The following is an 18,978-nucleotide window of genomic DNA, read 5'->3' as shown; positions in this document are numbered from 1 at the left end:
GTCATGCATATTGAATCAGAAAGATTAGCGATTCGGCCCATTATGGCGGAAGACAGTCAGGCAGTATTCGGTTATCGCTCGGATAAAGAAACCAATAAATACCAGGGCTGGATTCCAGAGTCCTTGGCAGAAGTCGATGCATTTATTGCAAAAAATCCAGGCACATTCAATCTTCCAGAGTCCTGGTTTCAGCTCGTTATGACCGACAAAATAGCAAACGCAGTAATCGGCGATATTGGCGTTCATTTTTTTGGTACTGAACATCTACAGGTCGAATTGGGCTGTACCATAAAAAAAGAATTCCAGCAACAGGGTTATGCCAAAGAAGGACTGAAAACAGTTATAGAGGCCCTGTTCCGTCAGTATTATAAACATCGGATCACGGCCTCGGTAGCTCCGGAAAACAAGGCATCCATGCAGCTTTTAACAAGTTTGGGATTCCGAAAGGAAGCTCATTTTGTAAAAAGCTATTTCCATAACGGTCAATGGGAAGATGATGTGGTCTTTGCAATCCTTGCCGAAGAATGGAAACAAGCAGAGTAAGTCACCTTTTGGTGACTTACTCTGTTGTATGATTAATCCAATCGGCATAAGACAGCACGCCCAGTTCGGGCCTACCCTCCCCTTCCAAAACTGCGATAAACTCCAATTGGTTGCCATCCGGATCATTAAAGTAAATGGCCAATGCAGGCATCCACGCAAAGACCATCGGTGCTTCGATCCCATCCTTTAAAAAATTATAGGGTGTCAGGTCACGTGTTTTCAGATAGTCCACAGCGTAATTCAGTATATCTTCTTTATCCGCTCTAAAAGCAAAATGTCTCGGTTGAAAGTTTGTTTCTTCCTGCCACAGGCCCAACATATAGTCTTTGCCGGTTCCAATCCATAAAAAAACAATAGGACGTGTCGGATCGCGATGTGCCACACGTAATCCCAATACCTCCGTATAAAATGCGACCGATTTAGCTAAATCACGCACCTGAATATGCGTTTCGTATAAACCTTGTATCATAAGTTATTTCATTTTAAAATTATTTCAATCCATTGATAGCGCTCTCGTGATGTAAATGCAAGATCGGATAGGATTTGCCCATACCATCTACAGCTGAGCGCCCGATAAGCTGATATCCTTTTTTCAGATAAAAATCAACAGCCTGCTGATTTTGCTCATTGACATCAACTTTATACACCTGTAGCCTATCCAGCACATGCTGTAGTGCCACAGTCCCAATACCTTTTCCCCTGTATGCTGAATCCACAAATAACATTTCCAGATTATCATCAGAGACAGCGAAAAAAGCAGTAGGCTGTCCATCGTCATCGATGACATATACCTTTAATTGTGGTAAATACTCGGTTGGGATCAGTCTCTTATATAACTGAAGATCCTCCTCTTTCAAAAAATCATGTGTTGCCCGAACCGAATTTTCCCAAATGCGCAGGATTGCCGCATAGTCGGCTTCACTTGCCGCTCTTATTTCCATAACCATTATCTCCCTCTAAAAATTCTTATTTACACCGTATCGCTACGGGATAGCATTCTTATAAAAGCTTCCCTTCCGCTTTACAGAAAGGCAATGTAAGTTAAATTGGAGAACTAAAATCATGAAAAAGTTAAATAAGACAGAAAGATGATGATTTAGGTTCCGATAATTTGATTTCAGAGAAAACAACCTTATCTTGTAAATAAACACATTAGCCATGTACAATACACTTCTATTCAAAAAATATCTCCCGGAAGATTTTGGCGCTTTCCACGACTTAGTTAAAGCGGATGATGTCATGAAATACATTACTGGCAAAGGATTGTCCGAAGAGCAGGCCCGGAAAAAGTTCGATTCGATTCTAGAAATTAACCAGGATCCTGATTTAGGCTATTTTAAAGTAATCGAAGCGGATACCCTAAAGCTTTTAGGCGACTGTAAGCTTGTTAATTACAAAAAAGATCCAAGTGTATTCGAAATTGGTTATTTGCTCCGCAAAGAACATTGGGGAAAGGGGCTGGGAACACAGATTTGCGAGTCGATGCTAGCCCTTGCCACAACATTAAATCCAGGTAAAGATGTGATTGGTATTATTGATCCCGATAACACCGCATCGAGACGACTACTGAATAAATTCGGATTCAAAAGTTTCTTCGTCGGGATAGAAGACGATATTGCCACAGAAAAACTCATGCTCAAACGGACAGCATCCGAATAAACAAAGCCCATTCGAATATTAAAAACAATAGGAACTGTATATGCCCAAGCCGAACAAAAAGTCAATGAAGTTTAAGGTAAAAACAACTTATAATACACACGAAAGTCTTCAAGATACCTTATCATTCTTTGGCGTAAATTGCCACCGCCCCTATTATATTTCTTCTGGAAATCCGATTTTTGAATACCCAAGCAATGCTTTTCGTATTGATTATTATGCCATCTGTATCTGCACAGCAGGCGATATAAATATTCAGGTGGACAATCAGGAATACCATATCTCGACAAATCATATCCTCATATCCGCCCCAACAACAATTATCCGTTTTTCGCAGGTCAGCCCCGACTTTAGAATGAAGCTGCTCTTTTTTGACAAAGCATTCCTGCTTAAACATATTGTCAATCCATTCTTTATCGAACAACTGGGGCTTTTCAAAAATTCGACCTTTACCATTGTCAGCTCCCAAGACAAACAAATTGACAAGTTGTTAAAATTAATAGACTACCTCAAAGAAGTTACCTTAAGAACAACGCATTTTACAGCAGATATCATCCGCACGATCATCTTTAATCTCCTGTTAGAGATCGCCGACGAATTGGCCTCTAAAGAACAAAATACAACGGAAAGTGTACAAGAGACCAACAACCTGTTCTATAAGTTTACAGACCTGGTTCAGCGACATAGCAATCAATACAAAGAAGTACAATATTACGCCGATCAGTTATTTATTTCAAACAAATACCTCATTCAGGTTGTTAAAAGAGCATCAGGTAAAACACCACATGAAATTATTGATGAGCGTGTACTTAAAGAAGCCTATGTGCTACTCGGGAATCCCGAAAAGACTATCTCAGAAATTTCTTATGAAATCGGATTTAATTCCATCTCAGCATTTGGTCGTTTTTTCAAAAAATACTCCACCTTATCGCCATCAGAGTACCGAAAGCGACAAAATATGTAGATAGAGGAAATTCGGTAGAACAATAGCGAATTTGAGGGCACAAATGATTAAGGTGATCTTAGTAACTTTACTCAAGAATTAAAAAAACATAAGAATCATGAAAGAAATCACCTCAAAATTCGACAAAGTATTAAATGCATCTGCTGAATATGGAAATGTAAATCATGAACCCGATTCAAGCAAAGAACAACAACGTAACACACCGAAAAAATCGATGCCCTTTTCTGATCAGATCGGAAATTATCAACGCAATAAAGGTATTCCACCAAAATCATATAAAGACAGTAAAATCTACATCGTCGGAAGCGGTATAGCAGGGATGTCTGCAGCCTACTATTTTATCCGTGATGGTCATGTTCCTGCTGAAAACATCACATTCCTCGAACAGCTCCATGTGGAAGGCGGCTCGTTAGATGGCGCCGGTAATGCAACCGACGGCTATGTCATCCGCGGTGGTAGGGAAATGGATATGACCTACGAAAATCTTTGGGATATGTTTCAGGACATTCCTGCATTGGAAATGCCTGCCCCCTACAGTGTTCTGGACGAGTACCGTTTGATCAATGACAACGACTCCAACTACTCCAAAGCAAGGCTTATTCATAAACTTGGTGAGATAAAAGACTTCAGCAAGTTTGGATTGGGCAAAATGGATCAGCTGGCCATCATTCGATTGCTCCTCAAAAATAAAGAAGATCTAGATGACTTAACCATCGAAGACTACTTCAGCGAGTCATTTTTATCCAGTAATTTCTGGACTTTCTGGCGTACCATGTTCGCTTTCGAAAACTGGCATAGTTTACTTGAGCTGAAATTGTACATGCACCGCTTTTTACATGCGATAGACGGATTGAATGATCTTTCATCACTCGTATTCCCGAAATACAATCAATACGACACCTTTGTAACCCCTTTGCGGAAAGTACTCCAAAGCAAAGGTGTAAACATTCGATTCAATGTATTGGTCAAAGACCTGGATATCCAAAGCAATACCGATGGAAAAGTTGTGGAGGCCCTAATTACAGAACAAGATGGCAAAGAAGTAAAAATTCCAATCGGAAAAGACGACTTCGTCATTGTAACAACTGGATCAATGACAGAAGATACCTTCTACGGAGACAACAAAAATGCACCGATCATCGGTATCGACAACAGCAGCAGCGGTCAAAGTGCAGGCTGGAAACTCTGGAAAAATCTGGCTGCCAAATCGACCATATTCGGTAAACCCGAAAAGTTCTGCAGCAACATCGAAAAATCAGCATGGGAGTCTGCAACCCTGACTTGTAAACCTTCGGCTTTAGTCGAAAAACTAAAAGAATATTCCGTCAACGACCCTTATTCCGGCAAAACTGTTACTGGTGGTATTATTACCATTACCGATTCCGATTGGTTGATGAGTTTCACCTGTAATAGACAGCCACATTTCCCTGGCCAACCGGATGATGTTCTTGTCTTATGGGTATATGCCTTATTTATGGATAAAGAAGGAAATTACATCAAAAAGCCAATGCCACAATGTACCGGAGATGAAATTCTAGCCGAACTATGTCACCATTTGGGCATTATTGATCAACTGGACGATGTTATCAAAAATACGATTGTACGTACGACATTCATGCCTTACATCACCTCGATGTTTATGCCAAGAGCAAAAGGCGACCGTCCGAGAGTCGTACCTGAAGGATGTAAAAACCTGGGCTTGATCGGTCAGTTTGTGGAAACCAACAATGACGTTGTCTTTACCATGGAAAGCTCGGTACGTACCGCACGTATTGCGGTATACGAACTGCTGAACTTAAACAAGCAGGTTCCGGATATTAATCCCCTACAATACGACATCCGCCATCTTTTGAAAGCAGCCAAAACATTAAATGATGACAAACCATTTGTGGGCGAAGGCTTACTACGTAAAATTCTAAAAGGCACTTATTTTGAACATATCCTACCTATCGGTTCTGAGGAACAAGAAGACCATGAATCTTTCCTGACAGAGCAGATCACCAAATTCAAAGATTGGTTAAAAGGAATTAAAGGATAGGGATCACAACCTGCGCCATGATTCCGTGGCGCAGATTTTTACGAATTGAAAAAACAATAACATCATGGACTTTAAAAATATAACGATAGCTGGCAGTGGGGTTTTAGGCTATCAAATCGCTTTCCAAACAGCATTTCATGGCTATCATGTCACTGTATACGACATCAACGACGATGTACTTAAAAAAGCTGCAGCAAAATTTGATATTTTGGCGCAGGCATTCGAGAAAGATCTTCATGCGAGTAAAGAACAACTGGCTTCAACCTTTGACAGGCTCAGTTATGGTTCAGATCTGGCCGCGGCTGTAGCAAACGCAGATCTTCTTATCGAAGCTGTTCCCGAAAACCCAGCCATTAAAATTGGTTTCTATCAGGAATTAGCGAAAGTGGCTCCGGAGAAAACCATTTTTGCCACAAACTCCTCAACCTTGCTACCAAGTCAATTTGCCCAAGAAACCGGCCGTCCCGAGAAGTTCCTGGCACTACATTTTGCCAATGAAATCTGGAAGCACAATACAGCAGAAATTATGGGCCATCCGGGTACAGACAAAACGGTATTTGAGCAGGTTGTAAACTTTGCAAAATCCATTGGCATGGTTGCCCTACCACTGCATAAGGAGCAACCTGGCTATATTGTAAACTCCTTACTTGTCCCATTACTTTCGGCGGCAACAGATCTTTTGGTCAACGAAGTGGCGGATGCCCAAACGATCGACAAAACCTGGATGGTTGCCACTGGAGCGCCAACAGGCCCCTTCGGCATACTCGATATCGTTGGCATCACAACAGCCTATAATATCAATAAAATGAGTGCCGAAGCAACAAATGACCCTTTAAAGATCAAAACAGTGGCCTATCTCAAAGAGCATTTTATAGACAAAAACAAATTGGGCGTCGCTACTGGGGAAGGGTTCTATACCTATCCCAATCCGGCCTATCAATCGCCCGACTTTTTAAAGTAGGTCTCTTCATAAACAATAAATCGTCGCAGCTTTACCTGCGACGATTTATTGTTTATGCTTATTTCAATCCGCTTCCCTCTTTCACTCATTCGCATAAACTCCGTTCAACCATGCAAAAGTTGAGCGATGCTGTACATTCAATACCGGTTTGCTGATATCCATTGTTTTAAGGATGGCATCAAAAGCTTCACCGATCATAAAATCATCACGATTGCTAAAAAGTGAAACCACAAGGTCTTTCTGTACATCGATATATACGATATGATGAAACCCGGTAGATTCACCTGAATGAAACAGGATTTTATGGCCTGCATTTTTTTGAATAAACCATCCGAAATGATACGCTATTCCATCCTTTACCGGGTAGGCCATTTGATCGAACAATTGCTCCAGTCCCGGCTGTATTAACCGATCTTTTACCAAAAAATTGGCCCATGTATGATATTCATCCGCAGATAGATAAACACCCCCATCCCCCTGTGTTGCACTTGTCACACTCTGATCGGCAAACAGGTAGGAGCCTCCTGTCGGATGATAACCGTAGACTCGTTCATCAACCGTCTTGCCCGGTTCATATACCAATCCCTTGCTAATGCCTATGGGTTCAAACAATTGACTTTTGACAAATGAAGCAAAGGATTTTTTCGCAACTTGCTCAACAATCAGCGATAAGAGACAATATCCCGTATTGCTATAACGGAATTGACTCCCCGAAGGGAAATATAAACGATCGGTCTGCCGGATATACATCAGCACATCCTTATCCGATACCTGATCTTTCCTTTCTTTCGGTATAAGCTCTTCATAGTCCCAGATTCCGGATGTATGTTGCAGAAGCTGCGCAACAGTAATATCCTTCAGCGCGACTGGCAGATCTTTAAAAAAAAGGGACAATGGGTCGTCTAGTTTTAAACGCTTTTGAATCACTAAGGTATATATCGCTTGTGCAGTCACCTGTTTGCTTACCGATGCCAGGCGAAAATGTGAGCTGGATGTGATTGCACGTTTTTCCTTCAAATCTGCAAGCCCAAATGCATAACGATAAATAAGACGACCATTTTGGCTAACTGCACAGCTAATCCCCGGAGCTGCCGGGTCCTTGTAATAACCTGCAATCGTACTATCCAATTTTGATTTATCCATTTTTTGTCCCATAACAACACTTGTTACACAGATCAAAATAAAACTCAGTTTTAGGTTTATCATATTTTATACCGCACATTTCGGTTTATATTGTCAGCCTACTGAAAGGCACAGCGTATTAAATCAATTTGATCTTATTGCTTTTCAAAAATGTACCCTTCAAAAATCGAAATTTTCTTGCAATGCCCGGGTATTTTTATTGATTTTTATTTATTTCTTTTAATTTTGCTTTTATGCTTCATTTCTCATGAAGTCGAACTGATCCGGAATCCTTCCCTCAGTTCTTCATTAAAAAATCACGACAGACTATGTTTTTTATTTTCAGTATCTACGACTTTGTATTAGCAGAAAAAACGGTAACAGCAACCTTAAAAAAAGAAAACGCGCCAAGAAATTTCACCTTACAGATTATTACGCCAGCCCGTCGGTTTATTGGTCTACCTTTTGGCGGCGGATTTGTCAAACTTTCCAGACTTTACGACGAACAGGGAAAATTGATTCACGCACGGAATTATTCAGATGAATTAAAAGCAGAGATCAAAGCGTTCAAAAGTCAGTATAGCATCCCCTATTTTCAGTTATGGAAAGGATTTCTAATTGTCACAGCGGCAATCCTTATCTGGGCAGTCATTTATGGCGTAAAGAATAAATTGGGAAATCAACAACGGGAAAAAGAAGTCGGTCAGATGATTGATAATTTGAAGCAACTAAAGACAGGCCAGCTCTATGGCGCTACTTTTTTTACCGATCAGGATGGTAACAGTATAAATGGACTTCCTGCAGGTTGGATAAAAATAGATAAAATACTGGGCGACACTATTTTTATACACCGTTCAAAGCAGCTCGACACAAATTCGGCACTTTTTGACATGAAGAACATTGCTTCGTTCAGGCCCCAATCGACCGATGAATGGCAGGAAAAAACAGAAAAAATGGATTTAAATCTATTGAAAAAACAGCTCGAGGATGCTGCGACAAAAAAAGTCGATCTGCTCTATATCGGTACAGACCACGAGAAATATTCAGGTGTTATATTGACGATAAAAGGTAGCGAGTAAGCCTTATCTCTAGGTATAACCAACGTATTGACTTTTTAGCGCAGACAGATCATGCGACTAGGTCGCATACTTAAAAAACTCAAGATCGGACGTTTTAAGCAGCGGCCGATCTTGAGTCTCTATTTTTAGTACTGGATTTTTTCTTTTAGTACTGGATTTTTTCGTCAATATCGTATTTCATACCTGGATAGTGCAGCAACCTTCGCATCAAGGCAATCTGACCGGCCAGATAATCTTCCCGTCCGATACACATCCCAATGAAATTTAGCTTGTCCTCCTCAATAAAAGGGATATTCATATTAATCTTAAATAGTTCAGCCAGCTGCGTATCGTCCACTTGCAGCAAAGCAGCATAGACTTTCGGAGATATCGATTTAAAATTTTCTTTTAATTCCTGCACACTGGGATAGTGATAACTTTCATCGAGTGTCTTTCCCATAAAAAATAGCTCATGGTAAGGATCATTTTCCTGAAGCCCAAGAACATGTGCCATTGCATAACGCACATTTACAAAATTACCTGCCATCCATACGATATGGTTGGTCTGTCCATCAATTCGTTTTAATGCATCTTCTTCCGAAACGCCATCCAACGCGTTCAGAAAAATTTGACTGTGCATGCGATAAGCAGGAATGATGATTTCTAATTTTAATGATTTCGGTTTATCCATATCGTTTTGATTTTTTAAAATACTAAATAACTGATTTATACTAAAATTACAAGTTTCAATAGCGATTACACTTGTCGTAGGACAAGAAATAAAAATGAACAAAATTGATAGATCATTGCGAAATAAATTCTAAATTTCTACTAAATTGAAATTCTATCTTTACCACATGAAGATTTTGATCATAGAAGACGAATTGGAGCTGGCCAAAAGCATCGCAACATACCTTAGCGAGCAACAGTATTTATGCGAATTTGCGCCAACTTTACAGGATGCTCTAGACAAAATTCAGTTATATCAGTACGACTGTATCTTACTGGACATCGGTCTACCAGATGGAAATGGTCTAAAACTACTCGAAGAGTTGAAGACGCAGCGAAAGCAGGACGGTGTGATCATCATTTCTGCAAAAAATGCATTGGACGACAAAATTCATGGACTACAACTGGGGGCCGACGATTATCTGACCAAACCTTTCCATTTATCTGAACTCACAGCACGAATCTATTCCCTGATCCGTCGGAAACAATTCAACAGCTCAAATATTGTTGTGCAAAATGAAATACAGATTGATCTACTTGCAAAAACTGTTATTGTCAATGATCTTCCTGTTGTATTGACCAAAAAAGAGTTCGATCTGCTGATGTTTTTTATCGGCAACAAAAATAAAGTGATTTCAAAAAGCACCTTAGCGGAACACTTGTCTGGCGACATTGCTGATATGCTCGATAACCATGACTTTGTCTATGCCCATGTCAAAAATTTAAAAAAGAAATTACAGGACGCCGGAAGTCAACCCTATATCAAAACGGTATACGGTACGGGCTACAAATGGGAAAATTAAAATAATGAGATGAAACCCCTACTGAGCAAAATAACGACCCCATTTCTACTCTATGTATTGATTGTACTAGGTGTCAGTATTCCTGTTTATTATTTTGTAATCGACGGGATATGGAAAAGTGAATTAGATGAACATAACGAAATTATCGTCAAGAAAACAACCTACGAGCTGAACAGTTTAAAACTGTCCGAAGACAGCCTCCAAGCCAGCATCGCTTTATGGAATAGCATACAACCTGAAACGAATATACATCAAGTAAAACCGGGCGATTTATTGCAAGATAGCGTATATACCATCGAAAAACCGCAGCGTTTTGTCGAGCCAAAGACAATTGACCGATTTAGATGCCTATCATCTGTCATTCAGATCAATGGTGCGCCTTATCGTTTTACCGTACAAACAAATATTGAAGAATCTGTAGAAACAATCGCCGCCATCGCCGCAACAACACTGTTTTTCTTTGTTATCTTGGTCATTGGTTTACTTATTATCTCCAGAAAAATATCACTTAGGCTCTGGAAACCATTTCGAGATACCGTTGATAAATTGAAGGCATTTAATCTCAATAGTCAACAACAGGTTGACTTCCAGCACACGGACACCATAGAGTTCCATGAGCTTAATCAATCCTTATCCAAACTTCTCGAAAAAAACCTGGCCGTATACCGATCACAAAAGGAATTTACTGAAAATGCTTCTCATGAATTGCAAACACCGTTGGCAATCTTAAAAAATAAGTTAGATATCTTATTGCAGTACCCTGATCTAAGCGATGAGCAGTACCAGCTCTTTGAAGATATGCATAAAGCGCTTTCACGTAGCACGCGAATCAACCGCAACCTGCTGCTGCTCGCCAAGATTGACAATAGTCAATTCGATCATTCCGAAAAAATCAGTATGGACTCGCTTGTCACACAAAGTATTGAAGTCATGCAAGAACATCTGGAGCTAAAACAGCTACAGCTGCAACAAGAGATCCAACCGTCGGTGCTGCAGACAGGAAACAGCAGTCTGACCGAAATCCTGATCAACAACCTACTCCTGAACGCCATACGTTACAGCAATGCCAACGATACAATTGCTGTACATCTCAATCAAACTTCTTTAACGGTATATAATCCCGGTTCAATGCCCTTAGATAAAATACTCTTATTCAAACGGTTTTCCAAACTCTCGAAAAACAGCCAAGGCAGCGGTTTAGGATTGGCAATTATTACTGAAATCGCCCGGTATCAAGGCTGGACTGTTGATTATCAATTTGAAAATAATCAACATATTTTTTCCATTCATTTTTAAAATTCCAAAAGTATTCTAATTTGGATGACAGTTTTGTTTTATGATCCACATGAAGCAAAACCAGACAACACACTTATTTGTATGTCAGCTACTGATAAGTGTATTATTTCTTTTGGATGTCAACATGGCCAAAAGTCAGACTATAATCACAAGGGAAGTGCCGACAAACATCGCTCAACCTGAGCGAAATAATAGTGCATTCAGTACAAACTTGACGGCTACCAGGCTAACCGAAGGCATAACAAGCAGCAACTCGTTACTGTCAACAGACAGCACAGGGCTGTCTGCAGTAATCCATCGTCCGAGCAAGAAAACAAAATTAAACCGCTTCTTCCAAACAGCAATTGATGAAACGCCTTACAAACCACATTTAACGAGCTTTATCGTACCGACAGCCTTTATCGGTTTCGGGGTGGCGAGTTTAAGCATCAATGGTTTAAAAAATCTCAATTTATCAACGAAAGACGAGATCAGCGAACATCAGTTAAAGCACAGCAACCTCGACAATTACAGTCAATATGTCCCTGCAGTTATGGTATACGGACTAAATGCTTTGGGCGTGCAGGGCAAACACAATTTTAAGGACAGGACGGTCATTTATTTAACATCACAGCTGATCTCAGGAGCCATGGTTCTTCCATTGAAACATATCGTCAAAGAAGTCCGTCCAGATAGTTCCAATAACCTTTCCTTTCCTTCAGGGCACACCGCGACAGCCTTCTCTTCTGCACAATTTATGTTTCATGAATATCATGACAGCAATTTTTGGTTAAGCATTTCGGGCTATCCATTTGCGATTTTTACAGGTACCTACCGCGCCATCAATAATAAACATTGGGTCGGCGATATCGTTGCCGGAGCTGGATTTGGCATTCTGGCAACAGAACTAGCCTATTGGGTGCATCCGCGGATCAATCATCTATTATTCAACGACAACAAAACAACTTCCGCTACGCTAATGCCCTTCTATCAGCACAAACAATTTGGTTTGAGTTATGCCAAACAGTTTTAACCAGCCCAATTTTTTCAAAGCCTATGCATGCAGAAATTATCAAAAATATTTTTCATCTCGAATAGCCTTCCATTACCAAGCAAGCACTTGCGCAATTAGTTTGGTTTTCAGCTTATCCCTATGTGCAGCCTGATGAAATCCAGAAAGTTTTATTTGCATATCCGTGTAAATTTAGCTTAGTTTGATACATTTGTAGGGACAATGCATGGATAGCCCATGATTTGGTATCATAGATAAACTTCGATTCATCGAAGTTTTTAACGTTTTTCTTTATATGAAGATTCTCCTAGTCGAAGATGACGTACGTGTCGCAGGATTGATCAAACGCGGACTTGATGAAAATGAATTTCAAACAGCTATTGCCTACGACGGCATATCTGGAAAGAAAATGGCCTTACAACACGACTTTGATCTTATCATAACCGATATCGTACTCCCTAAGATGGATGGATTGGATCTCTGCAAAGAAATTCGTCATATCAAACCCGATGTTCCCATTATCATGTTAACAGCATTAGGAACTACAGACGATAAAATTGAGGGGTTTGACGCCGGAGCGGATGACTATCTGGTCAAGCCTTTTGAAATGCGCGAACTGTTAGCCCGCATCAGAGTCCTGCTCAAAAGATATCAAAAACAAGATACACTCACGGGAACAATCTTACGTTATGGGGATCTGGAAATGAACCTCCATACCAAAAGCGTCAAAAGGAATACTGTCGAAATCCATTTGACCCCCAAAGAGTTCAAGTTACTCCATTATTTATTGCAAAATCCCGAGCGTGTCCTTTCCAGAATGGAAATTGCTGAAAAAGTGTGGGAAACGCATTTTGATACCGGAACCAACTTCATTGATGTTTACATCAACTATCTACGTAAAAAAATCGACAAAGATTTTGCGACCAGATATATCCATACCAAATCCGGAATGGGCTTTATTCTAAAACAAGACTAATGCGAATCAGGACACGAATCTCCATATTGTTCACGCTGATTACAGCCACCATATTGCTGGTATTTGCCTGTACAGTATATTTTTCAGCGGTGGAGAATCGGGAAAGAGAATTTTACGCCCTATTGAAAAAAGAAGCTTACACCAAAGCAAACCTTTTTTTGAATGCAAAAGTTGACAAAAAGACCTTAGAAGATATCTACCACAACAACCGAAAAATACTCAACGAAGTCGAGGTTGCAATTTACGATACCCGTTTTGACCTCTTGTATCATGATGCCGTAGATATCGACTTTGTCAAAGAGACACCAGCCATGCTGCAGGATATTCTCAAAAATAAAGAAATACGATTTTATCAGGAAAAATGGCAGGTCATCGGCATAACCTTTCCGTATAAAGACAAAACTTACATCATCACAGCCGCAGCCTATGATCAATACGGCTACAATAAACTCAATAGTCTATTATCTACCATTCTTTTGGTTTTCATTTTGTCTATATTTCTGATCTATGCAGCAGGAATATTCTTTTCCAAAAAGGTCTTTCAACCTATCCTGGAAATGACACAACGTGTAAAAACCATTTCTGCGACAAGTTTGGATGCCAGGCTTACGAGTAGCGGAAATAAAGACGAGCTTTCCGAATTGGCCAGCACATTCAATGCGATGCTCGACCGCCTCGAGAACTCCTTTGATGCCCAAAAGCATTTTGTCTCCAATATCTCGCATGAGCTAAGAACGCCCTTGGCCGCCATGATTGCAGAACTCGAGATTTCTGCCAATAAGGACCGTAGCATAGTGGAGTATAAAACTGTCATCGACAATACGCTAAATGATGCACAGAAACTGAAGAAGTTATTTAATAGCTTACTTGATTTTGCCAAAGCAAGTTACGACAGTTCTGAAATCGCGTTTAAAACCTTACGTATAGACGAAATACTAATTGATGCATGCCAACAGGTTCTCCAGTCAAGTCCAAATTATAAACTCGACATTTTTGTCGATCCGGCGATTGAAGATGAAAAACTTTTATCCATCAATGCAAATGAGTATCTATTGCAGGTCGCCTTTGTCAACCTCATTGAAAATGCCTGTAAATTTTCACCCAATCAAAAATGCCTGATCGCTATCAAGGCGGATGAAAATAGGATTCAGCTGGAATTTAAAGATGACGGAATAGGCATTGCCCCGGTCGATCTGCCCAATATATTCACGCCATTCTATCGTGGAAGCAACAAAGATTATAGCGAGGGAAATGGTATTGGTTTATCGCTTACCCGAAAAATCGTGCTTCTCCATCAAGGCGAGATCAGCGTCCGCTCGGCAAAAGGCGTTGGAAGTGTTTTTAGCATTGATATCCCCCATCGTTCATTATTCTAATAAAATTCTAATTTTTTTCTAAAGCCCCTCTAACCAGCTTATCGGGAGCAGGTGGATAGTTTTGCGGTATGATTAACCGTACAATCAACTATTCGACCCAATCCTTGAGGTACATGAATTGGATCCCTGTGCTGCTGTTGCTGCAAGCTTGCAACAGCCAGCCTCACGAAAGCCCCAACCAATCTCCGACCATCAGCGCAGTTGGAGACACCGTGACCGTCAGTGAAAACACGTCCCTGTTATCGAAACTCAAATTTGTTACGACGACCAATGCACAACATGCGCTGAAACTAAATGCAGCTGCTACAGTGAAGATTATTCCCAGCAGTTATGTGGAGATTCCGGTACCTTTTGCTGGACGAATTGTCAAATCCCACGTGAAACTGGGCCAAAAAGTTGCTATCAACACGCCTTTATTTTCAATTAGTTCATCCGACTATTTTGAGGCACAAAGGGCTTACCTTGACGCCAAACAAGCATTTATGCTTGCCGAGAATATGTTAAAACGCCAAAAAGATCTGATCGCGCATGGTGTTGGCTCTAAAAAAGAACTCGAAGAAGCAGAGACAAATTTTGCAATGAGCAATGCCGCACTCGGAAATGCCACTGCCGCCTTAAAAATATTCGACAGCACCCCGACCCATAGCGTTCTCGGTGAGCCTCTCCTCGTTCGTTCACCTATTCAAGGAGAAATTTTAAGTAGTTCGATTGTATTGGGTCAGTACACGAAAGAAGATGCTCCGGCATTACTCCGCATTGCAGAATTGTCAAAAGTATGGGTTTCGGCCTACATCAAAGAAAAGGACTTGCCGGCAATCGATCAACTTGCGCGTGTTGAAGTGAGCGTAGATGCGCTCCCTGCTAAAAAAATACCCGGAAAAATTATCCATATCAACCAATTTGTCGACGAAGCAAGCCGGAATATTGAGGTCCTCATTGCCTGTGAAAATGCTGATCGTGCCTTAAAACCAGGGATGTATGTCAACGCCGAATTCGAACGGCAAACGACTCCGACACTTTTCATTCCGGCAAAAGCTGTATTTCAATTTAACGATAAGAGTTTTGTTTGGGTCAAAACATCGTCCAATACCTTCGTCAAACGCTTTGTTACTACTGGCGTAACAGAAGGTGATGCGATCCAGATTTTAACAGGCCTGGTTCCGCAGGAGCAGATTGTTGGTGAAGGTGCCTTTTATTTAACACCCGGCCTCTGATGGACTCAGGCTTTCAACTTTTAAAATAGAAACACATGAATATTAAACAATTGATTGGCCATATCATTGCAAAGAGATGGGTAATCGCCGCATCTTTTCTATTGATCGGTTTTTTCGGTTACTATGCCTGGCGACAACTTTCGGTTGAGGCATACCCTGATATCGCTGACGTATCATCACAGGTCGTAACCCAGGTACCCGGCTTAGCTGCCGAAGAAATGGAACAGCAGATCACCATCCCCATCGAACAGGCCATCAATGGATTGCCGGGGATGGAAGTAATGCGCAGTAAAACGACTTTTGGTCTATCCATGGTCACCATTGTCTTCAAAGATGGTGTTGAAGATTATTGGGCGAGAGCCCGTATACAGGAGCGTCTAGCTGATTTATCCCTGCCCTATGGTGCCAGTCCAGGATTGGATCCGCTGACTTCCCCCACAGGTGAGATCTTCCGTTATATTCTTGAAAGTAAAACCCACGATTTACGACAGTTGACGGATCTCCAAAATTTTGTTATTATTCCCAAAATCAAACAGGTTTCGGGCGTTGCTGATGTAACCAATTTTGGTGGAATCACCACACAGTTCCAGGTAGAATTAGATCCCAAAAAGCTTGATCAATATGAAATTTCGCTTGCCGAAGTTGTCGCCAAGATCGAAAGCAATAATGCCAATGCCGGTGGCAGTGTGATGAACCGTGGAGATCAGTCGTACGTCATCCGTGGCATCGGTCTGGTCAAGACATTGGAAGATTTGGGGAACATCGTCGTAAAATCCACCAACGGAAACCGCATCTATATGCGTGACCTCGGTCAGATCAAACTTGGAAATCTAGCGCGGAAAGGGGCTTTAGGATATTCGGATAAACGCGGGGCCAATTATTCGGACAATATCGAAGGTATTGTGCTCCTATTAAAAAATGAGAATCCTTCTGATGTTTTGGCGGGTGTAAATGCGACGGTCCGCGAACTAAACGAAAAGATTCTTCCGGAAGGCGTAAAAATACATGTCGTGCTCGATAGAACCAGTTTGGTCGACAATACTCTACATACCGTTTCCAAAACCCTTCTCGAAGGTATGATCTTGGTTATTTTTGTCCTTATTATTTTCCTGGGCAGCTGGCGTGGTGCACTCTTGGTGGCCATAACAATTCCATTATCCTTGTTGATTGCCTTTATTCTGATGCATTTCACCCATATTCCCGCCAACTTGCTATCCTTAGGCGCAATCGATTTTGGGATTATTGTAGATGGGGCCATTGTTATACTCGAAACCATTCTTAAAAAAAGAGAAGATGAACCGGAAGGTCTCCTGCAGGAAAAAACTATTGCGCAGAAAATTGCTGAAGTCGCCAAACCCATATTCTTTGCGACACTGATCATTATTACAGCCTATCTTCCCCTGTTCGCATTTGAGCGCGTCGAGAAAAAACTTTTTACGCCGATGGCCTATACCGTGGGTTATGCCCTCTTCGGTGCCTTGGCTGTCGCTCTTGTGCTTATACCCGGGTTGGCCTATTTGATCTATCGCAAACCTCAAAAAATCTTTCACAACAAATGGTTGGCAAAATTGACTGCGGCTTATCAGTCGGCGATAGAAAAGGTTATGCAGGCTCCCAAACAAGTTTTCATTCCATTGGCAATTGTATTGCTTGCCACAGGTTTGCTCACGGCCTCCGTTGGGAAGGACTTTCTTCCGTCATTGGATGAAGGTTCGATTTGGCTTCAAGTGTCGCTTCCCCCAGGCATCACGGTAGAAAAGTCCAAAGAAATGAGTGATACCCTACGTGCCCGCACACTTAAACACGATGAGATCTCCTATGTCATGGTTCAGGCGGGGCGTAACGACGATGGTACCGACGCCTGGACACCCTCCCATTTCGAAGTTAGTGTGGGATTAAAACCTTACAAAACATGGAAATGGGGAAAAACCAAGGAAGACCTGATCAATGAACTTGCTGCAGAATATGCGAAAATGCCGGGCTTCAATGTTGCTTTTTCCCAACCCATGATCGACGGTGTCATGGATAAAATCGCCGGTGCCCATAGTGAGCTCGTTGTCAAAATATTCGGCGATGATTTAAAAGAAACCCGACGGGTCGCCGAGGAACTGATCACAACACTCCAACAAGTGAAGGGAGCTGTCGATCTGGCCATTGATCAGGAACCACCACTCCCCCAATTGCAAATTATCGCCGATCGCGATAAAATAGCACAATACGGACTGAACATCGCTGATGTGACTGACCTGATCCAGATCGCTATCGGGGGAAAAGCAGTAGCACAGGTTTATCAAGGAATCAAAGTGTATGATATTACCTGTCAATATCAGGAGGAAAACAGGAATTCGCCCGAAAAAATCGGCAATTTAATGCTGTATCCCGAAAACGGAAACCGTATTCCACTAGCCCAGGTGGCCACTATTAAACTCAATACGGGAGAAAGTATGATTTCACGCGAGCGCAACAACCGACAGTTGACAGTTCGTCTAAATGTTCGCGGTCGCGATCTAGGGACATTCCTCACTGAAGCACAGCAGGCCATTGCCAAAAATATACCGTATGACCAACATAAAATTACGTTAAAATGGGGCGGACAATTTGAAAATCAACAACGTGCCTATACGCGTCTTGCCATTATCGTCCCATTGACATTAGCCATTATATTTATCCTATTGTATGGCACATTTGGTTCATTTAGGCAAGCCGGTCTATTAATGGGCATCGTACCCTTGGCACTTTTTGGCGGTATGCTCGCACTCCATGTTCGCGGGATGACGCTAAACGTTTCCTCGGCAGTCGGTTTTATTGCCTTATTCGGTGTTGCCATACAAAACGGTGTCTTGATGCTTTCACAGATGAATGTACTACGTAAAAATGGGCTGCCGCTGCATAAAGCGGTAACACAGGGAGCCTTTAGTCGTTTTCGCCCCGTTTTGATGACCGCTACGGTAGCTATTCTTGGTTTGCTTCCGGCTTCACTAGCAACAGGGATTGGATCGGATGTGCAACGCCCTTTGGCAACGGTAATCGTTTATGGCCTACTATTTTCGACTATCCTGACACTATTTGTGCTCCCCCCACTCTATTATCTTTTAGAACGTAACAGCACCAAACAAAAAGACCCCGTAGAATAAATACAAATTCATCCATTCGAAACAGCTTGCTTTCTGCTGTTTCGAATGGATATAACCTGAACATGGAATGGATTCAACCTGAACATGGAATGGATTCAACCTGAACATGGAGTGGAT

General features: G+C 41.4%; 17 protein-coding genes. 13 read left to right on the top strand and 4 right to left on the bottom strand.

Features of this window, described 5'->3' with window-relative positions; all coding sequences use genetic code 11:
* Positions 1 to 3: 3 nt before the first annotated feature.
* Positions 4 to 543, top strand: coding sequence for a GNAT family N-acetyltransferase (locus tag A9970_RS21415; protein ID WP_182983625.1), 540 nt, complete (start codon positions 4 to 6; stop codon positions 541 to 543).
* A 16-nt stretch (positions 544 to 559) separates the two neighbouring features.
* On the opposite strand, the gene A9970_RS21410 is transcribed toward A9970_RS21415, so the two are convergent.
* Both A9970_RS21410 and A9970_RS21405 read right to left on the bottom strand, forming a co-directional pair.
* Positions 560 to 1,012: a VOC family protein gene (locus A9970_RS21410; protein ID WP_182983624.1), complete on the bottom strand. Its 453-nt coding sequence runs from the start codon at positions 1,010 to 1,012 to the stop codon at positions 560 to 562.
* A 19-nt stretch (positions 1,013 to 1,031) separates the two neighbouring features.
* Positions 1,032 to 1,484, bottom strand: a complete 453-nt coding sequence (locus A9970_RS21405; protein ID WP_183044033.1) for a GNAT family N-acetyltransferase — start codon at positions 1,482 to 1,484, stop codon at positions 1,032 to 1,034.
* Positions 1,485 to 1,701: 217 nt separating this feature from the next.
* On the opposite strand from A9970_RS21405, the gene A9970_RS21400 reads away from it, so the two are divergent.
* From A9970_RS21400 to A9970_RS21385, 4 genes are all read left to right on the top strand, one after another.
* Positions 1,702 to 2,202: a GNAT family N-acetyltransferase gene (locus tag A9970_RS21400; RefSeq protein ID WP_182983623.1), complete on the top strand. Its 501-nt coding sequence runs from the start codon at positions 1,702 to 1,704 to the stop codon at positions 2,200 to 2,202.
* A gap of 64 nt (positions 2,203 to 2,266) precedes the next feature.
* Entirely contained in the window at positions 2,267 to 3,163 is an 897-nt protein-coding gene (locus A9970_RS21395; RefSeq protein ID WP_120336486.1) for an AraC family transcriptional regulator, read from the top strand.
* 97 nt (positions 3,164 to 3,260) lie between these two features.
* Positions 3,261 to 5,201, top strand: coding sequence for an oleate hydratase (locus A9970_RS21390; RefSeq protein ID WP_153845215.1), 1,941 nt, complete (start codon positions 3,261 to 3,263; stop codon positions 5,199 to 5,201).
* Between the two features lie 64 nt (positions 5,202 to 5,265).
* Complete coding sequence (locus A9970_RS21385) at positions 5,266 to 6,162, top strand: 3-hydroxyacyl-CoA dehydrogenase (protein ID WP_182983622.1); 897 nt, start codon at positions 5,266 to 5,268, stop codon at positions 6,160 to 6,162.
* An 81-nt stretch (positions 6,163 to 6,243) separates the two neighbouring features.
* On the opposite strand, the gene A9970_RS21380 is transcribed toward A9970_RS21385, so the two are convergent.
* Complete coding sequence (locus A9970_RS21380) at positions 6,244 to 7,368, bottom strand: serine hydrolase (RefSeq protein ID WP_182983621.1); 1,125 nt, start codon at positions 7,366 to 7,368, stop codon at positions 6,244 to 6,246.
* A gap of 245 nt (positions 7,369 to 7,613) precedes the next feature.
* Between A9970_RS21380 and A9970_RS21375 the strand changes: the two genes are divergently transcribed.
* Positions 7,614 to 8,363 (top strand): hypothetical protein, encoded by a 750-nt coding sequence (locus A9970_RS21375; RefSeq protein ID WP_182983620.1) that lies wholly within the window; start codon positions 7,614 to 7,616, stop codon positions 8,361 to 8,363.
* Positions 8,364 to 8,508: 145 nt separating this feature from the next.
* On the opposite strand, the gene A9970_RS21370 is transcribed toward A9970_RS21375, so the two are convergent.
* Positions 8,509 to 9,033 carry a DinB family protein gene (locus A9970_RS21370; RefSeq protein ID WP_145329622.1) on the bottom strand — a complete coding sequence of 175 codons (525 nt, stop codon included), beginning with the start codon at positions 9,031 to 9,033 and terminating at the stop codon, positions 8,509 to 8,511.
* A 166-nt stretch (positions 9,034 to 9,199) separates the two neighbouring features.
* Here A9970_RS21370 and A9970_RS21365 point away from each other — a divergent pair, with 166 nt between their 5' ends.
* The 7 genes from A9970_RS21365 (at position 9,200) to A9970_RS21335 (ending at position 18,861) form a co-directional block, all read left to right on the top strand.
* On the top strand, positions 9,200 to 9,874 hold the full coding sequence (locus A9970_RS21365; RefSeq protein WP_145329625.1) for a response regulator transcription factor: 675 nt from the start codon (positions 9,200 to 9,202) through the stop codon (positions 9,872 to 9,874).
* A gap of 9 nt (positions 9,875 to 9,883) precedes the next feature.
* Positions 9,884 to 11,170, top strand: coding sequence for a HAMP domain-containing sensor histidine kinase (locus A9970_RS21360; RefSeq protein WP_182983619.1), 1,287 nt, complete (start codon positions 9,884 to 9,886; stop codon positions 11,168 to 11,170).
* 49 nt (positions 11,171 to 11,219) lie between these two features.
* Positions 11,220 to 12,182: a phosphatase PAP2 family protein gene (locus A9970_RS21355; protein ID WP_259655452.1), complete on the top strand. Its 963-nt coding sequence runs from the start codon at positions 11,220 to 11,222 to the stop codon at positions 12,180 to 12,182.
* A gap of 274 nt (positions 12,183 to 12,456) precedes the next feature.
* Positions 12,457 to 13,137 carry a response regulator transcription factor gene (locus tag A9970_RS21350; RefSeq protein ID WP_120336283.1) on the top strand — a complete coding sequence of 227 codons (681 nt, stop codon included), beginning with the start codon at positions 12,457 to 12,459 and terminating at the stop codon, positions 13,135 to 13,137.
* The gene (locus A9970_RS21345) at positions 13,137 to 14,513 is read left to right on the top strand and encodes an ATP-binding protein (protein ID WP_182983618.1); all 1,377 of its coding nucleotides are present in this window, start codon (positions 13,137 to 13,139) and stop codon (positions 14,511 to 14,513) included. The genes A9970_RS21350 and A9970_RS21345 overlap by 1 nt, the downstream gene beginning before the upstream one ends.
* 113 nt (positions 14,514 to 14,626) lie before the next feature.
* Positions 14,627 to 15,727 (top strand): efflux RND transporter periplasmic adaptor subunit, encoded by a 1,101-nt coding sequence (locus A9970_RS21340; RefSeq protein WP_182983617.1) that lies wholly within the window; start codon positions 14,627 to 14,629, stop codon positions 15,725 to 15,727.
* 35 nt (positions 15,728 to 15,762) lie between these two features.
* Positions 15,763 to 18,861, top strand: coding sequence for an efflux RND transporter permease subunit (locus A9970_RS21335; RefSeq protein ID WP_182983616.1), 3,099 nt, complete (start codon positions 15,763 to 15,765; stop codon positions 18,859 to 18,861).
* The last annotated feature ends 117 nt before the right edge of the window (positions 18,862 to 18,978 follow it).

The organism is Sphingobacterium sp. UME9 (assembly GCF_014170215.1).
Lineage (GTDB): Bacteria > Bacteroidota > Bacteroidia > Sphingobacteriales > Sphingobacteriaceae > Sphingobacterium > Sphingobacterium paramultivorum.
The sequence above is the reverse complement of the archived record's forward strand: the minus strand, read 5'-3'. Positions and strand labels throughout refer to the sequence as shown.